Below are 21,356 nucleotides of genomic sequence, written 5' to 3'. Positions count from 1 at the left end.
GCCGCAAACCCCTACACAAGTCGGCGGCGCGACATCTTTATCGGGTCACGGGCATGCGCTAGTGTTTTCTCCAACCGGTTAAAAAGCCGGCCTCATGAGGGAGAACAACGTGAGATCCAAGGTTATCGGTGCGCTATCAATTGCGGTCGCCGCGGTCGGCCTGTTCGCCGCAACTGCACCCGCTCTCGCCCAGGGCAAGACGATCACTGTCTGGTGGGGCAAGGGATTTTACAAATCCGAAGACGACGCGCTGCTCGAGACGATCAAGAAATTCGAAGCCAAGACCGGCATCAAGGTCGAACTGTCGCAATACGCGATCCAGGACATGATTCCGAAGACGGTCGCCGCGCTCGATTCCGGCACCGTGCCCGACGTCGCCTATTCCGACTCCTACGACGTGCAGGCGCAGGGCAAATGGGCCTATGAGGGCAAGCTCGAGGATCTCTCCGACATCCTGCTGCCGATGAAGGACGCGTTCGCGCCGAACACGCTGGAGACGGCGCTGCTCTACAACGACGTCGCCAAGAAGAAGGCCTATTACGGCTTCCCTCTGAAGCAGCAGAGCATGCACGTCCAGATCTGGGGCGACATGCTGGAGAAGGCGGGCTTCAAGGCCGCCGACATCCCGACCAAGTGGGAGGATTACTGGTCGTTCTGGTGCGACAAGGTGCAGCCGGCGATCCGCAAGGCGACCGGCCAGCGCATCTACGGCGTCGGCCAGCCGATGGGCGTGGAATCCACCGACTCGTTCCAGTCGTTCTACACCTTCATGGACGCCTATCACGTCAAGCTGGTCGACGACGACGGCAAGCTCCTGGTCGACGATCCCAAAGTGCGCGACGGCCTGATCCACGCGCTGAAGGACTACACCGACACCTACATCAAGGCCTGCTCGCCGCCCTCCTCCACGACCTGGAAGGACCCGGACAACAACGTCGCGTTCCACAACAAGACAATCGTGATGACCCACAACTTCACGATCTCGATCGCAGCGAAGTGGTTCGAGGATTCCACCAACCCGGCACTGACCGACGCGCAGCGCGCCGCCGGCAAGCAGGCCTATGAGCAGGACATCATCACCGCGTCCTTCCCGAAGGCGCCGGACGGATCGACGATCCGCTACCGCTCCGACGTCAAGACCGGGCTGATCTTCGCCAACGCCAAGAACAAGGCGGAAGGCAAGCAGTTCATTGCCTTCCTGATGCAGGAAGACAATTTGCGGCCCTATGTCGAGGGCGCGCTCGGCCGCTGGTTCCCGGTGACCAAGGCCAGCCAGGCGAGCCCGTTCTGGCAGGCTGACCGGCATCGCAAGGCGGTCTACAATCAGTTCACCGGCGGCACTGCGCCGTTCGACTTTACCAAGAACTGGAAGTTCACCATCCTGAACAACGAGAACGTCTGGGCCAAGGCCATGAACCGCGTCGTCAGCGAGAAGGTGCCGGTGGACAAGGCCGTCGACGAACTGATCGCCCGCATCAAGCAGGTCGCGGGGTAACATCAACGATGACCGGCACTGCCGACACTTGCTCCGCGTCGTCCCGGCGAAAGCCGGGACCCATACGCCGAGGCAATAATTTGGGAGCAGGCTGGTCGACGGCTTTCGGGCAACGGCCGGGTCCTGTGGTTATGGGTCCCGGCCTTCGCCGGGACGACGACGTAGGCGACATCGACGACGTAAGCGACATCTTAGAGTAACCGAATGGCGATCACACTCTCCGCATCCGATGTCCCCTCGCCGCCGTTGTCGGCGCGGCTGTCGCCGCCGCAGGTCTGGGGCATCGTGCTGCTCGCGCCCTATCTGCTCGTCTTCCTCGCCTTCGTGGTCTATCCGGTCGGCTACGGCCTGTGGCTGGCGCGCCATCCGGCGAGCTATGTCGCGCTCTATCACGACCCGATTTTCGCGCGCGCGGCGATCAACACGCTGATCTTCCTGGTCATCGGCATCAACATCAAGATGCTGATCGCATTGTTCCTGTCCGGCTTCTTCGCCCAGCAGCGGCCCTGGATCAGGTGGCTGTCTGTCATCTTCATCCTGCCCTGGGCGGTACCCTCGATCCCGACCATCCTGTCGGTGCGCTTCATGCTCAATCCGGAATGGGGCGTGGTCAACCAGCTGATCTTCAAGTTCACTGGCGACGACGGCCCGAACTGGCTGAACGATCCCTCGGTCGCATTGGCGATGGCGATCGGCGTGCACATCTGGAAGTCGCTACCGTTCTGGACGCTGATCCTGCTGACCGGGCGGCTCGCGATCTCGCACGATCTGTACGAGGCCTCCGACGTCGACGGCGCCAATTGGTGGCAGAAATTCCGCTACATCACCTGGCCGTCGATGCAGACGCTCTACGTCACCTGCACGCTGCTCTCGATGATCTGGACGCTCGGCGACTTCAACAGCGTCTACTTGCTCACCGGCGGCGGGCCCGCCGACCTCACCCACGTGCTGTCGACCCTCGGCATCCGCTATCTGCGCCTCGACCAGCTCTCGCTGGCGATGGCCTCGATCGTCTGCGCGATGCCGTTCGTGCTGCCGCTGGTCTATTTCATGATGAAACGGTTGTCGCGATGAAGCTGCCCACCCTCCGCGAAGTCGGCACCGAAGCCAAGCTGCTGCTGATCGGCATCCCGGTCTTCATCTGGACCATGATCCCGATCTACCACATGTTCGTGTTCGCGATCTCGCCGAAGGAGGACGCGTTCTCCGGCAAGCTGTGGCCGACGCATCCGACGCTGCACAATTTCGAGATCGTGTTCAACCAGCAGCACTACTTCCTGCGCGACTTCTGGATCCAGTTCTGGAATTCGACCGTGATTGCGCTCGCGGTCGGCGCGCTGACGCTGTTCGTCGCTACCGCCGCCGCGTTCTCGATCTCGCGGCTGCGCGTGCCGGGCGGCCGCGCCGTCATGAACATGGCGCTGTTCACCTATTTCATCCCGGCCGCGTTCCTCGCCGTGCCGATGTACCGCACCATGGGCAATTACGGCCTGCTCAACAATCACTGGTCGCTGATCCTCGCAATGGTGACGATCGCCGCGCCCTACGCGATCTGGGTCCTGAAGCAGGCCTCCGACAAGCTCCCGGTCGAGCTCGACGAGGCCGCGACGATGGACGGCGCCACCACGCTGCAGCTGTTCCGCCTGGTCTACGTGCCCTTGATGATGCCGTCGCTGGTCGCGGTCGGCACCTATGCGATCCTGCTCGCGTGGAACGAATATCTCTACGCCTTCCTGCTGCTGTCGAAGGACACCGACATCACGCTGCCGGTCGCGCTCGGCAACTTCCTCGCCGCGGACGATTCGCCGTGGGAGCTCCTGATGACCACCGGCTTCATCTACGCGCTGCCGCCGGCTGCGGTCTATTACGCCTTCAAGCGCTACATGGTGGGCGGATTGACCGCCGGCGCCGTCAAGTCGTGAGAACAGGAACCGATCTAGCCTCGTCGTCATTGCGAGGAGCTCGCGACAAAATTGCAAAGCAATTTTGCGCTGAAGCGACGAAGCAATCCACCTCTCCGCTTGCGGCGCGATGGATTGCGTCGCTTCGCTCGCAATGACGGGGCCGCTGGTCTAGAGCGGCGCGGCGCTCTCGCCGCGCGCGCTCGACAGTTTCGAGGCGAACGAGGCGATCACGATGATCACGGCGATCAGCGCGATCACCAGCGTGCAGATCGCGTTGATCTCGGGTTTCACGCCGAGCCGGACCTCGGAATAGATCCGGATCGGCAGCGTCGCCGAGCCCGGGCCGGTGGTGAAGCTCGCGATCACGACGTCGTCGAGCGACAGCGTGAAGGCCAGCATCCAGCCGGCGACGATCGCCGGCACGATCAGCGGCAGCGTCACCAGGAGGAACGCCCGCACCGGATCGCAGCCGAGGTCCATCGCGGCCTCCTCCAGGCTGCGATCGAGCGTGCCGAGGCGCGACTGCACCACGACGGTGACGAAGCACATCGTCAGCGTGGTGTGGGCGATCGTCACCGTCCAGAAGCCGCGCTCGGCATTGAGCGCCACGAACAGGAGCAGCAGCGACAGGCCGGAGATCACCTCCGGCATGACCAGCGGCGAATACAGCATGCCGGAGAACAGCGCCCGCCCCCGGAACCGCTCGCCGCGCGCCAGCCCGACCGCCGCCAGCGTGCCCAGCAGTGTCGCCAGCGTCGCCGACACCGCGGCGACCGACAGGCTCATCCACGCCGCCTCCAGCATGGCGCGGTCGCCAAAGAACTCGCGGTACCAGCGCAACGACCATCCGCCCCACACCGTCACCAGCCGCGAGGCGTTGAACGAGTAGATCACGAGGATGACGATCGGCAGATAGAGGAACGCCAGCCCGAGCGCCAGCGACGTCATGTTGAAGCGGGTGAGCCTGGTGACGGTGCGCGCCATCAGCGGCCCGCCTCGAGCTGACGCCGCTGCAGGCGATCGTAGAGCACGAGCGGCGGCACCAGCAGGAGCAACAAGGCGACCGCGGCGGCCGATGCGACCGGCCAGTCCTTGTTGGTGAAGAACTCGAGCCACAGCGTCTGTCCGATCATCAGCGAGTTGGAACCCGCGAGCAGGTCGGGGATCACGAACTCGCCGACAATCGGAATGAAGCAGAGCAGCGCGCCGGCGCCGACGCCGGGCAGCGACAGCGGGAACGTCACCAGCCAGAACGCCTGCAACGGCGAGGCGCCGAGATCGCCCGCGGCCTCCAGCAGCGACGCGTCCATCCTGGAGAGCGTCGCATAGAGCGGCAGGATCATGAACGGCAGATAGGAATAGACGATGCCGAGATACATCGCGCTGTCGGTCGACAGCCAGACCACCGGCGCGGACACGATGTGCAGCGCCAGCAGAACCTGGTTGAGCAGGCCGTCATGCTGCAGGATATTGATCCAGGCATAGATGCGGATCAGGAACGAGGTCCAGAACGGCACGATGACCAGCATCATCGCCACGCCCTGCCAACGCTGCGGCAATCGCGCCATGCCGTAGGCTATGGGATAGCCGATCAGGAGCAGGATCAGCGTCGCGGTCACCGCGACGACGAGGCTGCGCAGATAGGATAGGATGTAGAGATTGTCCGATATCAGCAGGCGGAAATTGTCGAACGACAATTGCGCGAACGCCGCGGCCAGCGCGGCGCGGCCCTCGGTGAAATCGAACACCGGCGTATAGGGCGGCTGCGCGATCGCGGTCTGCGACAGGCTGATCTTCAGCACGAAGCCGAACGGCACCAGGAAGAACAGCACCATCCACAGATAGGGCGCGATCGCGGCGAGCCGCGCCGGCCGGGCGAAGATGCGGCGCGCGCTCATTGCTCGAGCACCAGGCAATCGTCGGCGGTGAACCATGCCACCACGCGCTGGCCGGCGAGATAGGCATCGACGTCGAGCCGCGCGGTATTGGCCATCGACGCGCGCACCACCGCGCCCGTCTCCAGCTTCACCCGATAGCTGGTCACGCCGCCGAGATAGTTGACGTCGGTGACGACGCCCTCCAGCCGGTTGATCGCCTGCGACGCGCCGCCGTCCGTTGCCGGCGCGCGGCGCGACAGCTTCACCTTCTCGGGGCGGATCGCGACGGCGACGACCTGCCTGGTCACCGGCGGCCACAGCTCGCTGACCGCCAGCCTGCCCGCATCAGCCGTCGCGACCGTCAGGCGCCCGTTCTCGCGGGACGTGACCTCGCCGTTGAACAGGTTGATGTCGCCGACGAACTCGGCGATCCAGCGCGAGGCCGGCGCCTCGTAGAGATTGCGCGGGGTTGCGACCTGAACCAGACGGCCGGCATCCATCACCCCGATGCGGCCGGCCATCGTCATCGCCTCCTCCTGATCGTGGGTGACGATGATGAAGGTCATGCCGAGCCGGCGCTGCAGCTCCATCAATTCGGCCTGCGTGCTCTCGCGCAGCTTCTTGTCGAGCGCGGCGAGCGGCTCGTCGAGCAGCAGCACCTGCGGGCGCCGCGCCAGCGAGCGCGCCAGCGCGACGCGCTGCCGCTGTCCGCCGGAGAGCTGGTCGGGCTTGCGCTTCTCCATCCCCTCAAGCTTGACGAGCGCCACCATCTCGGCGACGCGGGCCGCGATATCGCCGCGCGCCATGCCGGCACGCCTCAGACCGAAGGCGATGTTGTCGCGCACCGACAGATGCGGGAACAGCGCGTAGTTCTGGAACATCATGTTGACGGGCCGCTCATGCGGCAGCACCTGGGCAATGTCGCTGCCGCCAAGCAGGATGCGGCCCTCGTCCGGCGTCTCGAAGCCGGCGAGCATGCGCAGCAGCGTGGTCTTGCCGCAGCCGCTCGGGCCGAGCAGCGCGAAGAACTCGCCGGCGCGGATATCGAGCGAGAGCTTGTCGACCGCGCGGAAATTGCCGAACGACTTGGCGACACCCTCGATCCGCAGCAGCGGCATGTCCGAGACGGCCGGTTCAGGCAACGGCCTTGCCGCATCCGCACTCGCTTCGCCCGATGTCACGTCCGTCAGCCCCGATTCCCCGTAAGGTCCGATTCTGGCGGCAAGCTAGCGGCGGATCGCCACCGGCTCAACCGCCTCACGGACATCTCCCGCAATATTGTCGGCGTCCACGCCTCTGCTAGACTTCGCAGCCAATTCGAGGGGCAACCGATGATTCACGACCGCTACGGCCTGCCGCTGACGACGAGCTCGGACCGCGCCGCCGCCTACTATGTCGACGGCGTCGATCGCATGCTGGCGGCGCTGCACGGCGCCGATGCGGCGTTCGAGGCGGCGATCGCCGAGGACCCCGATTTCGCATTGGCCCATATCGGCCGTGCCCGCGTGCACCAGCTCAACATGGAAGGCGCCAAGGCCCGCGCCAAGGCGGCCGATGCACGGCAGCTGGCCGCGGCCGCAAGCCCGCGCGAGCGCCAGCACATCGAGATCTTGGCGTCCGTGATCGAGAGCCAGCCCAGGAAGGCGGTGACGGAAGCCGAACGGCATCTCACCGAATATCCGCGTGATGCGCAGGTGCTGTCGCTGTTGCTCGGCGCCTTCGGCCTCTATGCGTTCTCCGGCCGGCCCGATCATGACCCGCACGGCTTGCCGTCTGCGAACGTTACGCCGGCGTCTATGGCGACGATTGGTGGTTCCTCACCTATCTCGGCTGGTCGAAGACCGAGGCCGGCGATGTCGTGTCCGGCCGCGCCATCACCGAGCGCGGCTATGCGCTGAAGCCGGAGAACGCCGGCGCCGCGCACGCCATCGCGCATGCGTTGTTCGAGCAGGGCGACGCGGCGGAAGGCCGCAGCTTCCTCTCCGCCTGGCTGCCGGCGAATGATCGCACCAGCTTCCTGCAGGGCCATCTCGCCTGGCACCTCGCCTTGATCGCGATCGAGGAAGGCGACGCCGACAGCGCGCTCGACATTTACGAGCAGCACATCAAGCCGGCGGGCCGCCCCTATCCGCCGCTCAATATCTTCACCGACACGGCCTCGCTGCTCTGGCGGCTGACGGTCGCCGGCAAGACCGGTCTCGAGCAGCACTGGAAGGATGTCGCCGCCTATGGCGACGGCTACTTCCCGAAGGCCGGCGCACATTTCGCCGACGTGCACCACGCGCTGGTCGCAGCGACGACGAACAACGACGCGCTCGAGGCGCGGCTGGTCGAGATGGCCACGCGCGACGCCGACGGCAGATTGGCGCCCGGCCCCGCGGCGATCGGGCTCGGCCGCGGGATCGCGGCCTTCGCCGCCGGCGATCACCACGACGCCGTGCAGATCCTTGCGCCGCTGATGCCCGAACTGGTGCGGATCGGCGGCAGCCATGCGCAACGCGAATTGTGGGAGGATACTTTCATCGTCGCGTGCCTGCGCGCCGGCCAGGGCCGGCAGGCAACGAGCCTGATCTCGGAGCGGCTGCATCGCCGTCCGTCCCGGCGCGACCTCGCCTGGTCACAGGAGGCGGCCCGGCAGTAAATAGCGGGGCTTAATCCACCTTCGCCATGAACGCCGCAAGCGCGTCGCGAGCGGCTTGCGGCATGGTCAGCCCGAGCTTGGAGCGGCGCCACAGGATATCGTCAGCAAAGCGCGCCCATTCCTTGCGCATGAGGTAACCCACCTCGGCGCCGGTCAGTTCGGGACCGAAGGCCGGGCCGAGATCGGCCTTCTCTTTGGCGTCTCCCAAAATGTCCTTCACATTCAGCCCATAGGCAGCCACCAGCCGCCGCGCCGGCGCCTCGCCGAGGAAGCGCCAGCGGTCGCGGGCGATGTCGACCTCGGTCTCGAAGCGCTGCCAGGCGAACTCGCCGCCCGGCAGCGGCGCCGTTGCGGTCCAGCGCGGCGTCATCGGATAGAACCGCGTGAACTCCGACACTGCCCGCTCGGCGCGGCGCCGCGCGGTGGTGACGTCGCCGCCGAAGATCGTGAGCAGCGGCGCCTTGCCGCGCCTGACATCGAGCAGCGCTGCGCCATCGCTCATGTGCCGGCGCGCGGGCACGAGCACGGAATTGGCACCGGAGACGGTCCGCAGCACATCGACCGGAGCGATCTGCTCGCGAAAGTAGCGATTGGCGGCGTCGCAGAGATAGGCCTCCTCGCGCACACCAATTGCGACAACCGCCGGATCACCCTTGAAGGGATGACTGACGCTGCCGATCAGGGTGAAGTCGCGCTCGTAGGAACTGGCGAAGATCAACCGGCCGTCAGGGTTCTGAAACACATAGACGTTGTCGCAGTCGAACAGGCGGCGCACCACGATCTGGCTGATCTGCACGGTCGCAAGCTGCGGCGCGGGCACCCGCAGCACGATGTCGGCGACCGAGGCGGTCCACGCGCCGGTCGCGCTGACCAGCGCCCGCGCCGTGATCACCCGCCGGTAGCCGCGGTCGATCGCGACCAGCCGCCAGGTCTCGCCGCGCTCGGCCCGGGTCACGCGCGCGCCGGTGCGGATATCGGCGCCGCGCGCCGCGGCATCGACGGCGGTGAGCGCGACGAGCCGGGAATCGTCGACGACGCAGTCGGAATATTCGAACGCGGTTCCGAACGGCCGCTTCAGCGCATTGCCGACCGAATGATGGGTGACATCGAGCGTCGCCGAGCGCGGCAGACCGCTGCGCGAAGTCAGCCGTTCGTAGAGCAGCAGCAACGACCGCAGCTGCCACGGCGGCCGCTCCTCGGCATGCGCCGGGATCACGAAGCGCACCGGCCGCACCAGATGCGGCGCAATGCGCAGCAACACGTCGCGTTCCCTCAGCGCCCGGCGGACGCGGAAGAACTCCCGCCGTTCCAGCCCGGCCAGATCGCCATGGACCAGCCGCGGCGAAGCCTGCGATGCGCCGGAACCGAGATCGCCCTGCTCCAGCAGGATCACGCGCAGGCCGCGGCCGGCGGCATCACGGGCAATGCTCGTGCCGTTCAGGCCACCGCCGATGATCGCGACGTCATAGTCCGCCATGCGCAACGCCTATCGCATTTTCATGCGAACAAAAGACGGGTTCGCACGAAAAATGCATCAAGGCGCGGCGCTGAACTACATGATGTCCGGGTGAATCACGGCACACTCACCTTCCCGCTTGCCGGGGGGCGAGCGTACGCTTGCATGATTTCGGAATATTGGAATAATGCCCCTGAGTTGCCCGACGTGTCAAGTAGCCTGCTCGAACGCCGGCCGCCGCCGACTACTTTGCATGGGGTTGTTTTCGATATTTTGGCAGCGCTCCTCCTGCGACGGACCCGCAAGCGGGAGAGGCACACCGTCTTCGCGACGGCTATCCAATCTGACTCCATCACGTGCTAGTCCGCACCGGCCGCGGCAAAGAACTGTTCCGGTCCATCGACCTCGATCAGCTTCCTGCCTTCGATCACCCAGAACCGGTTGGCCACCGTGCGCACGAACTGGCGGTCGTGCGACACCAGGAGGCAGCTGGCCTGCTGTTCCATCAACTCGTCCTCCAGCGCCTCCTGGCCCTCGATGTCGAGGTGGTTGGTCGGCTCGTCGAGCAGATAGAAGTTCGGCTGGGTGAGCCGCAGCACCAGCATGCCGAGGCGGGCCTTCTGCCCGCCCGACAGCCGCCCGATCGGACGGCCCTGCATCTCGATCGAGAGCCCGGCACCGGCGAGCAGGCCGCGCGCCCGCTGATCGCCGACCTCGAAGCGCCGCGTCAGCATGCGCATCGGCGTGTCGCCATCGGCGAGATCGGCCAGTGCCTGGTCGCAATAGCCAAGCACCAATGACTCGGTGGCCCGGATCTCGGCCGGTGTCGCTCCCGCATTCTCGACCGCCAGCCGCAGCGCCGCGACGAAGCGGGACTTGCCGGCGCCATTCGGCCCGAGCAGCGCAATCCGGTCGCCCTTGCAGATGAACTGCTGGCCGGTCCTGAACAACAGCCGGCCGTCAGGTGTGGCGATCCCGGCATTGTCCAGCATGATCAGGACCTTGGCATGGGTGTCGCGGTTGGCGAGCCGGATCGTTCCGGCCGAGCGTTCCAGATGCGCGGGCTTCGCCGTCTCCTCGAGCTTCTCGGCGCGCTGCTTCAACTGCCTGGTCTTCGACAGCAGAAGGTCGCTGCCGGAATTGATGCCGAGGTTGTTGAGCTTCGCGGCCTGCTGCCGGAGCTGCCGCACGGCCTTCATGTCGCGCTGATAGCGTCGCTCGTCCGAGGCATCGAATTCGTCGAGCGCCGCGCGCGCCGCGGTATAGGGCAGCGAGAACAGCTGCGACCGCTCCGGGCGCAGGAACAGCGTCCGGTTGGTCGTCGCATCGAGAAAGGCGCGATCGTGGCTTGCGATCACCACCGGCATCTCGCGCGGCAGCGCGTTCAGCCAGGCCTCAAGCCGGCCGATCTTGGCGAGGTCGAGATGGTTGGTCGGCTCGTCGAGCAGCAGCACGTCGGGCTCGGTCACCAGCACGCGGGCGAGCACCGCAAGCCGCAGCCAGCCGCCGCTCAGCTGCTTCAGCGGTCTCGTCCACAGCTCCTCCGGCACCTCGAGCGATTGCAAGGCGACGTCGACCCGCCAGCCCTCGCTGGCGCGCTGTTCGCCGGGAAGCGCCTCGAGCACGGCGGCATGGAACGGCGTATCCAGCAGTTTCGGCGGCGCATCCTGCTCGACATGGCCGACGGTCAGTCCGCGCGCGCGGGTGATATCGCCTTCGTTAGGCTCCATCGCATCTGCGATACAGCGCAGCAGCGTGGACTTGCCGCGGCCATTGGCGGCCACCAGCCCGATGTGGTCGCCGGCATTGACGACGAAATTCAGTTCGGAAAACAGCGGCGCGTTCAGCGTCACGCCGAGATTGCGGACATTGATGAGGGTCACGATCGTTCTCTGGTCTTGCCGGCAATCGCAACATCCCGAGGCGTCCAGCCATCATCGGATGTGCGTGTCGAAGCGCGGCGAGGGATTGATGTGCAGGCGCGAACGCTCAAGCGTTCGACGCCGCACGGCCACGAAGGGCAGACCAGGAAGGATTTAGCGCGAGTTTCCGGTCAGCCCTGCAAACGCATCTGCAGGGCGTTGACGGGGCCACGCTTGAGGTGGGGATCGGTGTATCTCGCCACGACGCGGCCCTCCTTTCTCGGCTGAAATGAAGTGGTGGGCCGAGATGTAGCCGGGCATGCAGCGGATGGCAAGCACAGCCGGCCGTGCCAGCCCGACCATTCAGGCCAAATTACCCGGCTCTGCGCACGGTTTCGGCAAGCTGGTCGCCACCGACCAGCGCGGCGAATTGACCGATCGGAGCCGGCCTGCCGATCAGATAGCCCTGCACCGCGTCGCAGCCCTCTTCGGCGAGGAAGTCGAGCTGCGCCTCGGTCTCGACGCCTTCGGCGACGATCGACATTTCAAGGCCGTGGCCGAGATCGATCACCGCGCGCACGATCGCGGCCGATTGCGGGTTGCGGCCGAGATTGATGACGAAGGCACGGTCGATCTTGATCTTGTCGAACGGAAACGCCTGCAGGTAGCTCAGCGAGGAATAGCCGCTGCCGAAATCGTCCATCGAGATGCGGACACCGAGCGCCTTCAGCCGCCGCAGCAGCGACAGGCCGCGGTCGAAATCCTCGATCAGCACGCCCTCGGTGATTTCGAGCTCGAGCCGGTCCGGCGTGAGCCCGGTCTCGAGCAGGATCGAATGCACGAGGCCGACGAGGTCGCCATGGGTGAATTGCGCCGGCGACAGGTTCACCGCGACCTGCAGCGGGATCGCCCAGGAGGCCGCCTCCCGGCAGGCTTCGCGCAGAATCCATTCGCCCATCTCGACGATCAGGCCGCTTTCTTCCGCGAGCGGAATGAAGTCGCCGGGCGGCACGAAGCCGCGCACCGGATGGTGCCAGCGCGCCAGCGCCTCGAAGCCGATGATCTGGCTGGCCGCCACGTTGCCGCCGGCGGCGGCCTGCGGCTGGTAGTAGAGCGACAATTCGCCATTCTTGATCGCGACCGACAGCTCCTGGTGCAGCACGCGGCGATCGCGGATCTGCTGGTCCATCTCCGGTTCGAAGATCGAGATCGTGCCGCGCGACTTCGCCTTGGCGCGAAACAGCGCCGCGCCGGAATTGGCCAGCAGCGAGGCCGCGTCGGATCCGTTGTCCGGGAACACCGCGATCCCTGTGGTGAGGCCGGTTCGCACCGACTTGCCGTCGATCAGGAAATCCTGCCCGAGCGCCTCGGCGGCCTGCTCGGCCAGCGCGATGCCGGCGACCGGCTGCTTGCCGTCGATGATGAGGCCGAATTCGTCGCCAGAGAGCCGCGCGACCACGCCGCCGCGCGCCACGGCCTGCAGACGCTGCGCGACCTCGACCAGCACCTTGTCGCCCATCGCATGGCCGTAGACGTCGTTGATCTCCTTCAACCCGTCGAGGTCGACGCAGAGCACGGCGAACTCCTCGTCGGTGCCGTCGCAGGCCTCGATCATCTGGGTCAGCGCCTGCAGGAAGGCGGCGCGGTTCGGCAGATCGGTCAGGCCGTCATGATAGGCCATGTGCGCCATGCGCGACTCGGTCTGGCGCCGGTCGGTGACGTCCTCGTGGGTCTTGATCAGATATTGCGGCTCGCCGACATCGTCGAGCACGGTCATGCGGCGGGTCAGGAACAGCCGCAGGCCGTCCTTGGTCGAGATCGGATGCTCCTCGGCGATCATACTGCGCTTCCTGATCGCGGCCTCGTCGCGGGCGATAATCAGCTTGGCTTCACGCGCATTGAAGATGTCGGACGCGGTCAGGCCGGCGGCGTCCTCGCGGCGGCGATTGAGGATCGTCTCGGCGCTGCGGTTGGCCAGGAGGTAGCGGCCGTCGCTGACCCGCTGCACGATCAGCGAGACCGGGATGTTGTCGACCACGAGCTCGAGGAATTTCTTGTTGTTCTCGAGCTCACGCGACAGCGAGCGGCGATCGGTGACGTCCTCAAACAGCGCGATCAGGAATTCCGGCTCGCCGGCCTCGTTGCGGGCGATCACGCGGTTGGAGGCGAGGATCCGCTTGTCCGAACCACGTTCGACGAAGAATTCGCTGCGGTGATAGCCTTCCGCCGCGTTCAGCGCCGCGCGGTCGGCGGTGTCGATGCTGGCGGCGGTCTCGGGGCGGAAGATCTCGTCGGCGCGCTTGCCCACGATGTGATCGCGCGAGAAGCGCGAGAAGCGCTCGAATGCGCGGTTGGCGAAGATGTAGCGGCCGTCCTCGATGTTCTTGGCCGCGACGCAGACCGGAACGTTGTCGAGCACCGATTCCAGGAATTGTGTGGTCGAGGCGAGCTTGCGCGACAGCTTGCGCTGGTCGGTGCAATCGAGATGGGTCGCGACCGAGCCGCCGTTCGGCAGCGGAAAATACTTCACCAGCACCGACCTGCCCCCGGGCAGCTCGGTAACCAGTCCCTCGGGCGCCGCGGCCCTGGCGAAGAAATCCTCGGCGCTGAGGTCGAGCACGCCGCGGTCGCGGCGCAGTTCCAGCAGCTCGACGCCGGTCATGTTGCGCCTGATGTCGGCGCGCGACAGGCCGTAGATGTCGAGATAGCGGTCGTTGCAGAACACGATGCGCTCCTGCGCATCGGTCATCACCACGCCCTGGTTCAAATGGTTGAGTGCCGACGAGACGAAGGCGTTGCGCCGCAATTGCGCGCGCTTGGCCTTGCGCAGCGCCGAGAGGATCCACAGCCCGACCGCGCCGAAAAAGGACGCGACCACCACGCTGCCGATCAGGAGCTCCCAGACCAGGCCGGGATCGAGGCTGCCCAGATAGCTCGACGGCGCGAACGCACCGGTGCCGGCCCGGGCTGCAGCGCACGGCGCGACGGCGGCGATCAGGCAGAGCACAGCCCTTGCCGGAATCGAATTCTTCCCGCCCGCCTGCACCTTCCTGCCAGCCATCGATCACCCGCGGATTTCCGGGGGCGAGTGTCCGGCTCCGGCGGTTTGGATCGGGTAAACGCGTACTGATGCAACCGGAAAATGCTGACTTAATTTATGGCAATTGCCCTGACATGATTAATGCTCCACTAACAGGGCATGGCTTCCCAACTTTTTGAGATGGCCCAAGCACTTGCCTAATAAGCACTTGCTCAAAGCGACCGGATCGGCTGAACGATGTTGGCGGCAACGGTCATGGCGTGGCCGGGCGGAAATTTTCGGACCTGAAGGACGAGATGGACAGGGTTGATTGCGTGATCGTCGGTGCGGGGGTGATCGGCCTCGCCGTGGCGCGGCGGCTGGCACAGGCCGGCCGCGAAGTGATTGTGCTCGAGGAGGCCGAGGGGATCGGCACGGTGACGTCGTCGCGAAACAGCGAGGTGATCCACGCCGGCATCTACTACCGCGCCGGCAGCCTGATGGCGCGGATGTGCGTCAGCGGCAAGCGGGCGCTCTACCGCTACTGCGCCGAGCACGGCATCCCGCACAAGAATTGCGGCAAGCTGATCGTGGCCACCACGCCTGCGGAGACCGAGAAGCTGCAGTCGATCCGCGCGCATGCCGAGGCCAACGGCGTCGACGACATGCAGCTGTTGTCCGGCGAGGCGGCGCGCGCGCTGGAGCCGGCGCTGAATTGCGACGCAGCGCTGCTGTCGCCCTCGACCGGGATCATCGACAGCCATGCTTACATGCTGGCGCTGCGCGGTGACGCCGAGGCGGCCGGGGCGGCGTTCGCCTTCCATACGCCGCTGCTCCACGCCAGGGCCACCGCCGACGGCTTCGAGATCGAGGCCGGCGGCGCGGCGCCGATGACACTGGCCTGCGATATCCTGGTCAATGCCGCCGGACTCGGCGCGACGGCAGTCGCGCGCAACGTCGAGGGCATGCCGATCGAATTGATTCCAACGGCCTATTTGGCCAAGGGCAATTATTTCAGTTGCAGCGCCAAGGCGCCGTTCTCGCGGCTGATCTATCCGGTGCCAGAACCCGGCGGGCTCGGCGTGCACCTGACGCTCGACATGGCCGGTCAGGCGAGGTTCGGGCCCGACGTCCAATGGATCGATCACATCGATTACGCCGTCGACCCCGATCGGGCCGAGCGGTTCTATCCGGCGATCCGGAAATACTGGCCGGCCCTGCCGGACGGCGCGCTGATGCCGAGCTATTCGGGAATCCGCCCCAAGATCGTGCCGCCGGCGGTGGCGACCCAGGACTTCCTGATCCAGGGGCCGGCCGATCACGGCGTCGCGGGCCTGATCAACCTGTTCGGCATCGAATCGCCCGGACTGACGTCATCGCTCGCGGTCGCCGACCATGTCGGCGAGCTGGCGGAACTCTGAGCAAATACAGTAAGGCCTCCCGGGGGATGCGCGCGCGCTTGGGCGTTCATCCCTCGGTGAAAGGCCAGGCTATTTGCTAATTTGCAGGGGGGCGGTCTAGTGGACCGTGTCGTCGGCGGACAGTCTCAACCGCTCGATTTGATCCTTGACCATCAACTTGCGGCGCTTCAGCTCGCAAATATGCAGGTCGTCTACAGAGGGGTGAACGAGCGCTTCGTGCAGTTCGTTCTCGAGTATTTTGTGTTTACGCTCCAGCTCAATGAGATGGGCCTGTATTGCCATTGCGAACACTCCTCGGTGCGTTAAACCTCAGGTTCGATCCGGACCGCCGAGTGTACACGAGTGGACGGCGCTGTCGATGGGGGACGCGAAATGCCGCACGCACTCATTTCGGTTTATCTGTAACCAATCGTGACTATGGAACCGGTCCGGCTTGCGCGGCGCGCGTTCAAGGAGGATATTCCGGCGAGCGGCGACTTCCGCCGTAACAACCTCATCGTGCTTATCAGTTAATACACAACCATGAACGATCAGGATGAGCGCGAACTAATCGCCGAGCTCGCGCGGCTGCAACAAGAGCACCGCGACCTCGATGCCGCGATCGACGCGCTGCATCAGTCGCCGGCGCCGGATCTCTTGATGCTGCAACGCTTGAAGAAGCGGAAGCTGCAACTGCGCGATCGCATCGCCTTTATCGAAGACCAGATCACGCCCGACATCATTGCCTGACGCGTGCCGCGGCGCGGGCCTTCGCGCTTCGGCGCTTCCGGTTCAGACCGGGCGGCGGTTTTCCCCGTCATCCACAGCGCCTCGCCGGCTTCACGTTCGCGGCAACGGACGCAAGGCGGTTTCCCGGCGCTTGACTCCACATGAACAAAAAGAGAACATGCCGGCCCAGCCGCCAGCCATCAGAGGGAGTTTCGCCATGTCCGCACCGCCTTCCCTGCCCGACAACAGCCGCTACGAGAAGGCCTGCGATCAGGCGATCGCGATGTGCGACGGCAACCTGCGCAGCACCATCAAGGCGCTGATCATGGCCAACGAATATCTGGAAGCCGAGCTTGAGGAATTGCAGGCCGCGATCACCGCCGGCTGCGTGCCGGCGCAGACCCGGGCGGCGAGCGACGCCGCCTAGAGCTTCCGTTTCGATTGAAACGAAACGGAGGCTCTGGATTTTTGTTTTGGCGCGTTTTCTTCACGCGAACCGGTACCCACTTCGCTCGAAAACGCTCTAACCCTTCGGGAGCACAGCGATGGCCGATGTGACCTACTACGTGGCACTGCCCTTCATGCAGGACGACGACGGCACGCCGGTCGCCGGCAATGCCGAGGAATGCCAGAGCTCGGCGGTCGCGCTGCGCCGCGCGGAGACCATGTCGCGGATGCCCGGCAGCATCGGCGCCGTCGCGTTCAGCCGCACCGGCGATCCCGCGATCGGCGAATTCGGCGATGCCAAGCTGTTGCGGGCCTACGGCAATGTGCCGGAGGATCTCAGCACGCTATAATTCTCGGGATTCGTGGCGCCGCTGCGCCTTGCGCACATACATCGCACGGTCGGCCTCATCGAGCACGCGATCGATATCCGAATGTGCTGTGAGGATCGCAACGCCCGCGGAGGCGCCTGCGGTGACCTGGCTGTCACGGAACATGAAGGTCAACCGATCGATCGCCTCTTCCAGCGCAGCCGCCTTGGCCCGGGCATCGATCTCGCTGAGATTCCACAGCAGCACGGCGAACTCGTCACCGCCGAGACGGCCGATCACATCGGAAGCGCGCACCTGATCCGATATCGCGGCAACGATCGCCTTCAGCACCTCGTCGCCCGCCGCGTGGCCGAAGGCATCGTTGATCGGCTTGAGGCGATCGACGTCGAGCACGATCAGCGCACCGGAGGCCTGATAGCGCTTGATGAAGGAGAGCGAACGGGCGAGCTCGCGCTCGAATCCGCGCCGGTTGAAGATGTCGAGCAGGAAGTCGGTCTCGGCGGAGGCCTGCAGCTCCTCGATCCGGGCCTGCGCCCGCGCCAGCTGCGCCCGCAAGCTGCGGATGGTCGATTTGTCGCCGGATGCGACCGCGCCTCGCGTGGAAGCTCCGGTTCCAGCCCGTTTGGTGCCAGCCCGCTTGGCTGCAGTCTTGCCCGGCCTGGATTTGCGCGCGGCGGGCGCGCCTTTCCGTCGTTTCGCGGCCCCGGAGGCGGCCGACGTCGTCTTCTTCTTCATGCGCATCCTTGTTGAGGCCTGCTTATGAAGGCTTGCCGGGATTCACCAAGACAGGATAGTCCATTCTAACTCCCTTGCCACGCCTTGGATGACGCCCGGGCCGTCCCTATAATCGGCCTATGCTTTTGGATTCCTGCACAGAATTGAAGAGATGACCGCTCCGATCGCCATCATCATGGGAAGTCAGTCCGACTGGGAAACCATGCGCCATGCCGCCGAGACGCTGGCTGCGCTCGGTGTGGCCTGCGAAACGCGCATCGTTTCGGCCCACCGCACCCCGGATCGGCTCTATGCCTTTGCCAAGGGCGCCAAGGCAGCCGGCCACAAGGTGATCATTGCCGGCGCCGGCGGCGCCGCCCATTTGCCGGGCATGACGGCCGCGCTGACCGAGCTTCCGGTGTTCGGGGTTCCCGTCGAGTCGAAGGCGCTGTCAGGCGTCGATTCGCTCTATTCGATCGTGCAGATGCCGGCCGGCGTCCCGGTCGGGACGCTGGCGATCGGCAAGGCCGGCGCGATCAATGCCGCATTGCTCGCGGCGAGCGTGCTCGCACTCAACGATCCGGCTCTGTCGGCCCGCCTTGCGTCCTGGCGCAAGCAGCAGACCGACGCGGTCAACGAGCATCCGGAGGGCGCGGCGTGACGGCTTCGAACGCAGTGAAGCTGAAGCCGGGCGACACCATTGGAATCCTCGGCGGCGGACAATTGGGCCGGATGCTGGCGATGGCCGCGGCGCGCCTCGGGCTCCGCTGCCAGGTGTTTTCGCCGGATCCGGACTCCCCGGCGTTCGACGTGGTGCAGAACGCGACCTGCGCGGAATATGCCGACGTCGAGGCGCTCGAACTGTTCGCCAACGACGTCGACGTCGTCACCTATGAATTCGAGAATGTCCCGGCCGCGACCGCGATGGTGCTCGCCGCGCGGCGCCCGGTGCTGCCGGCCTACAAAATCCTGGAGACCACGCAGGACCGGCTGATCGAGAAGGATTTCATCAGCAAGCTCGGCATCGGCACCGCCAACTACGCCGACGTGTCCTCGGTCGACACGCTGCGCACGGCAATCGAACGCATCGGCCTGCCAGCGGTGATCAAGACCCGCCGCTTCGGCTATGACGGCAAGGGCCAGGCCATCATCCGCGACGGCGACGATCTCGAGCAGGTCTGGGAGGACCTCGGCACCAAGTCGGCCATCCTCGAGGCCTTCGTGCCGTTCGAGCGCGAGATCTCGGTGATCGCGGCCCGCTCCGCTTCAGGCGAAGTCGAATGCTTCGACGTCACCGAGAACGAGCATCGTGACCACATCCTGAAAATTTCCCGCGCGCCGGCCGCAATCCCCGATGAGCTTGCCGTGCAGGCGCGCGCGATCGCCGAAAAGATCGCCTCGGCGCTCGATTATGTCGGCGTGCTCGCGGTGGAGATGTTCGCGGTGCCCGGCAACGGCAGCAAGGCGACGGTGCTGGTCAATGAGATCGCGCCGCGCGTGCACAATTCCGGTCACTGGACGCTCGACGGCGCCTCGATCTCACAGTTCGAGCAGCACATCCGCGCGATCGCCGGCTGGCCGCTGGGCAAGCCGGTGCGCCACGGCGAGGTCGTCATGACCAACCTGATCGGCGACGACATCCTGAGCTACGAGCAGTGGCTCACCGTTCCCGGCGCCACGGTGCATCTGTACGGCAAGGGCACGCCGCGCCCCGGCCGCAAGATGGGGCACGTCACCGAAGTGACGCCGGCCCGCAAGGGATAATTCCACACGCGGCCGATTTTGTTGCAAAAGTCGGCTGCTCGCGATGGATTGTTCGGCCATCTCGCCAAGGACGACCGGCTTTGGTTTGCCGGCCCTGACGCTCTCTACGCAACTCTACGCGGTGTACACCGTGTGTGCCGGTGGCGGCCGCGCGACCAGGCTCGCGAGCCGCCGTAGGTTCTGAGCGATGGCGGCCAGAACAAACTCATCCTGGGCGCCTCGTGGGCCACGCAGTCGCAGTCGGCCGAGCCTCAGGATGCGCTTCAGGTGTGCGAACCGCATCTCAATCTTCTTTCGCTCACGTCGCGACTGTTCAAAGGCCTCGGTGCCAGCGAAGGAGCGTGCAACGTCTCGGGCGCGCTCATGGACGTCGCGCGGGATCTTGCGTGAGGGCTCCTTTGGGCAGCACTGCGGTTTGAGCGGGCAAACATCGCAGTCGAGCTTGCTTGCGCGGTACAAGAGCGTCTTGCCCTCGTGTGCTGTGCCGCTTGTCCCGAGCCGCTTTCCGCCTGGGCAGTGGTAGACGTCGCCGGCCGGATCATATCGAAAGTCGTTGCGCGAGAAGGTGCCATCCTCGCGCTTTGACTTGTCGATGACCGGAATGTGTGGCGCGATGTCCTTCTCTACCAGCCAGTTCAGCATCGGCGCCGATCCATAAGCGGTATCGGCCGCGAGCCGCTCCGGCTTGAGGCCAAAACGTTCCTCTGTTCGTTCGATCATTGTCTTTGCGGTACCGACTTCGGCTTGCCGAATGGCACGAGACGCCTCGACGTCCAAGATGACGCCGAACTTCATGTCGATGAGATAGTTGTCAGAGTAGGCGAAGAATGCCGCCCCTTTGTGTGCGCCGGTCCACTGCGCCGCGGGATCGGATGGCGAGACGAACTTCGGCACAACCTCCGTAGCGGCACCCCATGCCGTGTCTTCGAGAGTCGCCAGATACTCCTTCACGGCGCGGCTGGACCTCGCCGGATCGCGATCCCTGCGCCAATCCTGACCCGCGATCGAGCGCCGCTTGTTGGCGTCGGCCGCAATCAGGCTCGCATCAACTGCAAAGCCTTCACCACCAACCAGACCGGCCGCAATACACGCCTCGACGACCCGCTCAAACACATGGCGAAAAACATCTCCCTCGCGGAAACGCTCGTTGCGGGCACGCGAGAACGCTGAATGGTCGGGAATAGCATCTTCGATGCCAAGCCTGCAGAACCAGCGATAGGCGAGGTTCACCTGTACTTCGCGGCAGATCAATCGCTCCGAGCGGATCGCAAAGACATACCCCACCACCAGCATCCGGATCATCAGTTCAGGGTCGATCGACGGACGACCCATGGACGCATAATGGGACGCAAGCTCGCCGCGAAGCCACGACAGATCGAGAGCAGCATCGATCGTCCGCACCAAATGATCTTCGGGGACCGCATCGCCAAGACGAAACTCGTAGAACAGTTGACCTTGGTCACTCTTCAGACGGCCCATCATGGATCGACCTCGCCGAGAATCGCGTCAACACAACGGAATCATCGTTCGAGGCCTCACTCAACCGACTTTTGCAACAAAATCGGCCCATAGCCGCCTTCGTCGCATCGATGGAAATGGGATCGTGGCAACCACGATCCATTAGAGCATCGGTTCTGATTCAATCAGAACCGATATTCTGGATTTTTGCTTACGCGTTTTCTTCACGCGAACCGGCGTCCACTTCGCTCGAAAACGCTC

20 protein-coding genes are annotated in these 21,356 nt (G+C 65.2%); 11 read left to right on the top strand and 9 right to left on the bottom strand.

Annotation, left to right across the window (positions count from 1 at the left end; genetic code table 11):
- Positions 1-109: 109 nt before the first annotated feature.
- The 3 genes from ACVIYL_RS14520 (at position 110) to ACVIYL_RS14510 (ending at position 3,417) form a co-directional block, all read left to right on the top strand.
- Positions 110-1,495: an ABC transporter substrate-binding protein gene (locus tag ACVIYL_RS14520; RefSeq protein WP_092085237.1), complete on the top strand. Its 1,386-nt coding sequence runs from the start codon at positions 110-112 to the stop codon at positions 1,493-1,495.
- Positions 1,496-1,699: 204 nt separating this feature from the next.
- Positions 1,700-2,569: a carbohydrate ABC transporter permease gene (locus ACVIYL_RS14515; protein ID WP_026191797.1), complete on the top strand. Its 870-nt coding sequence runs from the start codon at positions 1,700-1,702 to the stop codon at positions 2,567-2,569.
- Positions 2,566-3,417 carry a carbohydrate ABC transporter permease gene (locus ACVIYL_RS14510; RefSeq protein WP_016843362.1) on the top strand — a complete coding sequence of 284 codons (852 nt, stop codon included), beginning with the start codon at positions 2,566-2,568 and terminating at the stop codon, positions 3,415-3,417. Before ACVIYL_RS14515 ends, ACVIYL_RS14510 begins: the two co-directional genes overlap by 4 nt.
- Positions 3,418-3,567: 150 nt before the next feature.
- Here ACVIYL_RS14510 and ACVIYL_RS14505 read toward each other — a convergent pair whose 3' ends face one another.
- The 3 genes from ACVIYL_RS14505 to ACVIYL_RS14495 are packed head-to-tail and all read right to left on the bottom strand — an operon-like array spanning position 3,568 to position 6,394.
- Positions 3,568-4,383 (bottom strand): ABC transporter permease, encoded by an 816-nt coding sequence (locus ACVIYL_RS14505; protein ID WP_456778919.1) that lies wholly within the window; start codon positions 4,381-4,383, stop codon positions 3,568-3,570.
- A complete protein-coding gene (locus ACVIYL_RS14500) occupies positions 4,383-5,297 on the bottom strand; it encodes an ABC transporter permease (RefSeq protein WP_456778918.1) in 915 nt (304 codons plus the stop codon). Before ACVIYL_RS14500 ends, ACVIYL_RS14505 begins: the two co-directional genes overlap by 1 nt.
- The gene (locus ACVIYL_RS14495; RefSeq protein ID WP_456781825.1) at positions 5,294-6,394 is read right to left on the bottom strand and encodes an ABC transporter ATP-binding protein; all 1,101 of its coding nucleotides are present in this window, start codon (positions 6,392-6,394) and stop codon (positions 5,294-5,296) included. Before ACVIYL_RS14495 ends, ACVIYL_RS14500 begins: the two co-directional genes overlap by 4 nt.
- A 213-nt stretch (positions 6,395-6,607) precedes the next feature.
- On the opposite strand from ACVIYL_RS14495, the gene ACVIYL_RS14490 reads away from it, so the two are divergent.
- Both ACVIYL_RS14490 and ACVIYL_RS14485 read left to right on the top strand, forming a co-directional pair.
- Positions 6,608-7,174, top strand: a complete 567-nt coding sequence (locus ACVIYL_RS14490) for a hypothetical protein (protein ID WP_456778917.1) — start codon at positions 6,608-6,610, stop codon at positions 7,172-7,174.
- On the top strand, positions 7,135-7,917 hold the full coding sequence (locus ACVIYL_RS14485) for a hypothetical protein (RefSeq protein WP_456778916.1): 783 nt from the start codon (positions 7,135-7,137) through the stop codon (positions 7,915-7,917). Before ACVIYL_RS14490 ends, ACVIYL_RS14485 begins: the two co-directional genes overlap by 40 nt.
- Positions 7,918-7,927: 10 nt before the next feature.
- Here ACVIYL_RS14485 and ACVIYL_RS14480 read toward each other — a convergent pair whose 3' ends face one another.
- The 3 genes from ACVIYL_RS14480 to ACVIYL_RS14470 all read right to left on the bottom strand — a co-directional run bounded on the left by ACVIYL_RS14480 (position 7,928) and on the right by ACVIYL_RS14470 (position 14,296).
- Positions 7,928-9,394, bottom strand: a complete 1,467-nt coding sequence (locus tag ACVIYL_RS14480) for a glycerol-3-phosphate dehydrogenase (RefSeq protein ID WP_456778915.1) — start codon at positions 9,392-9,394, stop codon at positions 7,928-7,930.
- Between the two features lie 338 nt (positions 9,395-9,732).
- The gene (locus tag ACVIYL_RS14475; protein WP_456778914.1) at positions 9,733-11,256 is read right to left on the bottom strand and encodes an ABC-F family ATP-binding cassette domain-containing protein; all 1,524 of its coding nucleotides are present in this window, start codon (positions 11,254-11,256) and stop codon (positions 9,733-9,735) included.
- A gap of 352 nt (positions 11,257-11,608) precedes the next feature.
- A complete protein-coding gene (locus ACVIYL_RS14470; RefSeq protein ID WP_456778913.1) occupies positions 11,609-14,296 on the bottom strand; it encodes a sensor domain-containing protein in 2,688 nt (895 codons plus the stop codon).
- Between the two features lie 275 nt (positions 14,297-14,571).
- Here ACVIYL_RS14470 and ACVIYL_RS14465 point away from each other — a divergent pair, with 275 nt between their 5' ends.
- Positions 14,572-15,675 carry an NAD(P)/FAD-dependent oxidoreductase gene (locus ACVIYL_RS14465; protein ID WP_253606828.1) on the top strand — a complete coding sequence of 368 codons (1,104 nt, stop codon included), beginning with the start codon at positions 14,572-14,574 and terminating at the stop codon, positions 15,673-15,675.
- Positions 15,676-15,771: 96 nt separating this feature from the next.
- Here the strand turns inward: ACVIYL_RS14465 and ACVIYL_RS14460 are convergent, their stop codons facing one another.
- A complete protein-coding gene (locus ACVIYL_RS14460) occupies positions 15,772-15,957 on the bottom strand; it encodes a YdcH family protein (RefSeq protein ID WP_016847370.1) in 186 nt (61 codons plus the stop codon).
- A gap of 240 nt (positions 15,958-16,197) precedes the next feature.
- On the opposite strand from ACVIYL_RS14460, the gene ACVIYL_RS14455 reads away from it, so the two are divergent.
- From ACVIYL_RS14455 to ACVIYL_RS14445, 3 genes are all read left to right on the top strand, one after another.
- Entirely contained in the window at positions 16,198-16,404 is a 207-nt protein-coding gene (locus ACVIYL_RS14455) for a YdcH family protein (protein ID WP_016847372.1), read from the top strand.
- A gap of 196 nt (positions 16,405-16,600) precedes the next feature.
- Complete coding sequence (locus tag ACVIYL_RS14450) at positions 16,601-16,810, top strand: hypothetical protein (protein WP_028336001.1); 210 nt, start codon at positions 16,601-16,603, stop codon at positions 16,808-16,810.
- Positions 16,811-16,928: 118 nt separating this feature from the next.
- A complete protein-coding gene (locus ACVIYL_RS14445; RefSeq protein ID WP_283067990.1) occupies positions 16,929-17,180 on the top strand; it encodes a hypothetical protein in 252 nt (83 codons plus the stop codon).
- Here the strand turns inward: ACVIYL_RS14445 and ACVIYL_RS14440 are convergent.
- Complete coding sequence (locus ACVIYL_RS14440) at positions 17,175-17,900, bottom strand: GGDEF domain-containing protein (RefSeq protein WP_456778912.1); 726 nt, start codon at positions 17,898-17,900, stop codon at positions 17,175-17,177. The two genes, ACVIYL_RS14445 and ACVIYL_RS14440, sit on opposite strands and share 6 nt — an antisense overlap.
- 145 nt (positions 17,901-18,045) lie before the next feature.
- On the opposite strand from ACVIYL_RS14440, the gene purE reads away from it, so the two are divergent.
- A complete protein-coding gene (gene purE, locus ACVIYL_RS14435; RefSeq protein WP_310882568.1) occupies positions 18,046-18,534 on the top strand; it encodes a 5-(carboxyamino)imidazole ribonucleotide mutase in 489 nt (162 codons plus the stop codon).
- Positions 18,531-19,637, top strand: a complete 1,107-nt coding sequence (locus ACVIYL_RS14430; RefSeq protein WP_456778911.1) for a 5-(carboxyamino)imidazole ribonucleotide synthase — start codon at positions 18,531-18,533, stop codon at positions 19,635-19,637. The genes purE and ACVIYL_RS14430 overlap by 4 nt, the downstream gene beginning before the upstream one ends.
- Positions 19,638-19,751: 114 nt before the next feature.
- Here ACVIYL_RS14430 and ACVIYL_RS14425 read toward each other — a convergent pair whose 3' ends face one another.
- Positions 19,752-21,119, bottom strand: coding sequence for an IS1182 family transposase (locus ACVIYL_RS14425; protein WP_310883540.1), 1,368 nt, complete (start codon positions 21,117-21,119; stop codon positions 19,752-19,754).
- Positions 21,120-21,356 lie beyond the last annotated feature (237 nt).

The sequence above is a fragment of the Bradyrhizobium sp. USDA 3315 genome (genome assembly GCF_054056795.1).
The sequence above is the reverse complement of the archived record's forward strand: the minus strand, read 5'-3'. Positions and strand labels throughout refer to the sequence as shown.

Bases quoted from the DNA above. Each gene is read 5' to 3' on its own strand.
- ACVIYL_RS14455 (WP_016847372.1), top strand. From the start codon at position 16,198: ATGAACGATCAGGATGAGCGCGAACTAATCGCCGAGCTCGCGCGGCTG.
- ACVIYL_RS14480 (WP_456778915.1), bottom strand. From the start codon at position 9,394: ATGGCGGACTATGACGTCGCGATCATCGGCGGTGGCCTGAACGGCACG.
- purE (WP_310882568.1), top strand. From the start codon at position 18,046: ATGACCGCTCCGATCGCCATCATCATGGGAAGTCAGTCCGACTGGGAA.
- ACVIYL_RS14505 (WP_456778919.1), bottom strand. From the start codon at position 4,383: ATGGCGCGCACCGTCACCAGGCTCACCCGCTTCAACATGACGTCGCTG.
- ACVIYL_RS14470 (WP_456778913.1), bottom strand. From the start codon at position 14,296: ATGGCTGGCAGGAAGGTGCAGGCGGGCGGGAAGAATTCGATTCCGGCA.
- ACVIYL_RS14445 (WP_283067990.1), top strand. From the start codon at position 16,929: ATGGCCGATGTGACCTACTACGTGGCACTGCCCTTCATGCAGGACGAC.
- ACVIYL_RS14460 (WP_016847370.1), bottom strand. From the start codon at position 15,957: ATGGCAATACAGGCCCATCTCATTGAGCTGGAGCGTAAACACAAAATA.
- ACVIYL_RS14510 (WP_016843362.1), top strand. From the start codon at position 2,566: ATGAAGCTGCCCACCCTCCGCGAAGTCGGCACCGAAGCCAAGCTGCTG.
- ACVIYL_RS14465 (WP_253606828.1), top strand. From the start codon at position 14,572: ATGGACAGGGTTGATTGCGTGATCGTCGGTGCGGGGGTGATCGGCCTC.
- ACVIYL_RS14450 (WP_028336001.1), top strand. From the start codon at position 16,601: ATGTCCGCACCGCCTTCCCTGCCCGACAACAGCCGCTACGAGAAGGCC.
- ACVIYL_RS14425 (WP_310883540.1), bottom strand. From the start codon at position 21,119: ATGATGGGCCGTCTGAAGAGTGACCAAGGTCAACTGTTCTACGAGTTT.
- ACVIYL_RS14440 (WP_456778912.1), bottom strand. From the start codon at position 17,900: ATGCGCATGAAGAAGAAGACGACGTCGGCCGCCTCCGGGGCCGCGAAA.
- ACVIYL_RS14490 (WP_456778917.1), top strand. From the start codon at position 6,608: ATGATTCACGACCGCTACGGCCTGCCGCTGACGACGAGCTCGGACCGC.
- ACVIYL_RS14495 (WP_456781825.1), bottom strand. From the start codon at position 6,394: ATGCCGCTGCTGCGGATCGAGGGTGTCGCCAAGTCGTTCGGCAATTTC.
- ACVIYL_RS14500 (WP_456778918.1), bottom strand. From the start codon at position 5,297: ATGAGCGCGCGCCGCATCTTCGCCCGGCCGGCGCGGCTCGCCGCGATC.
- ACVIYL_RS14515 (WP_026191797.1), top strand. From the start codon at position 1,700: ATGGCGATCACACTCTCCGCATCCGATGTCCCCTCGCCGCCGTTGTCG.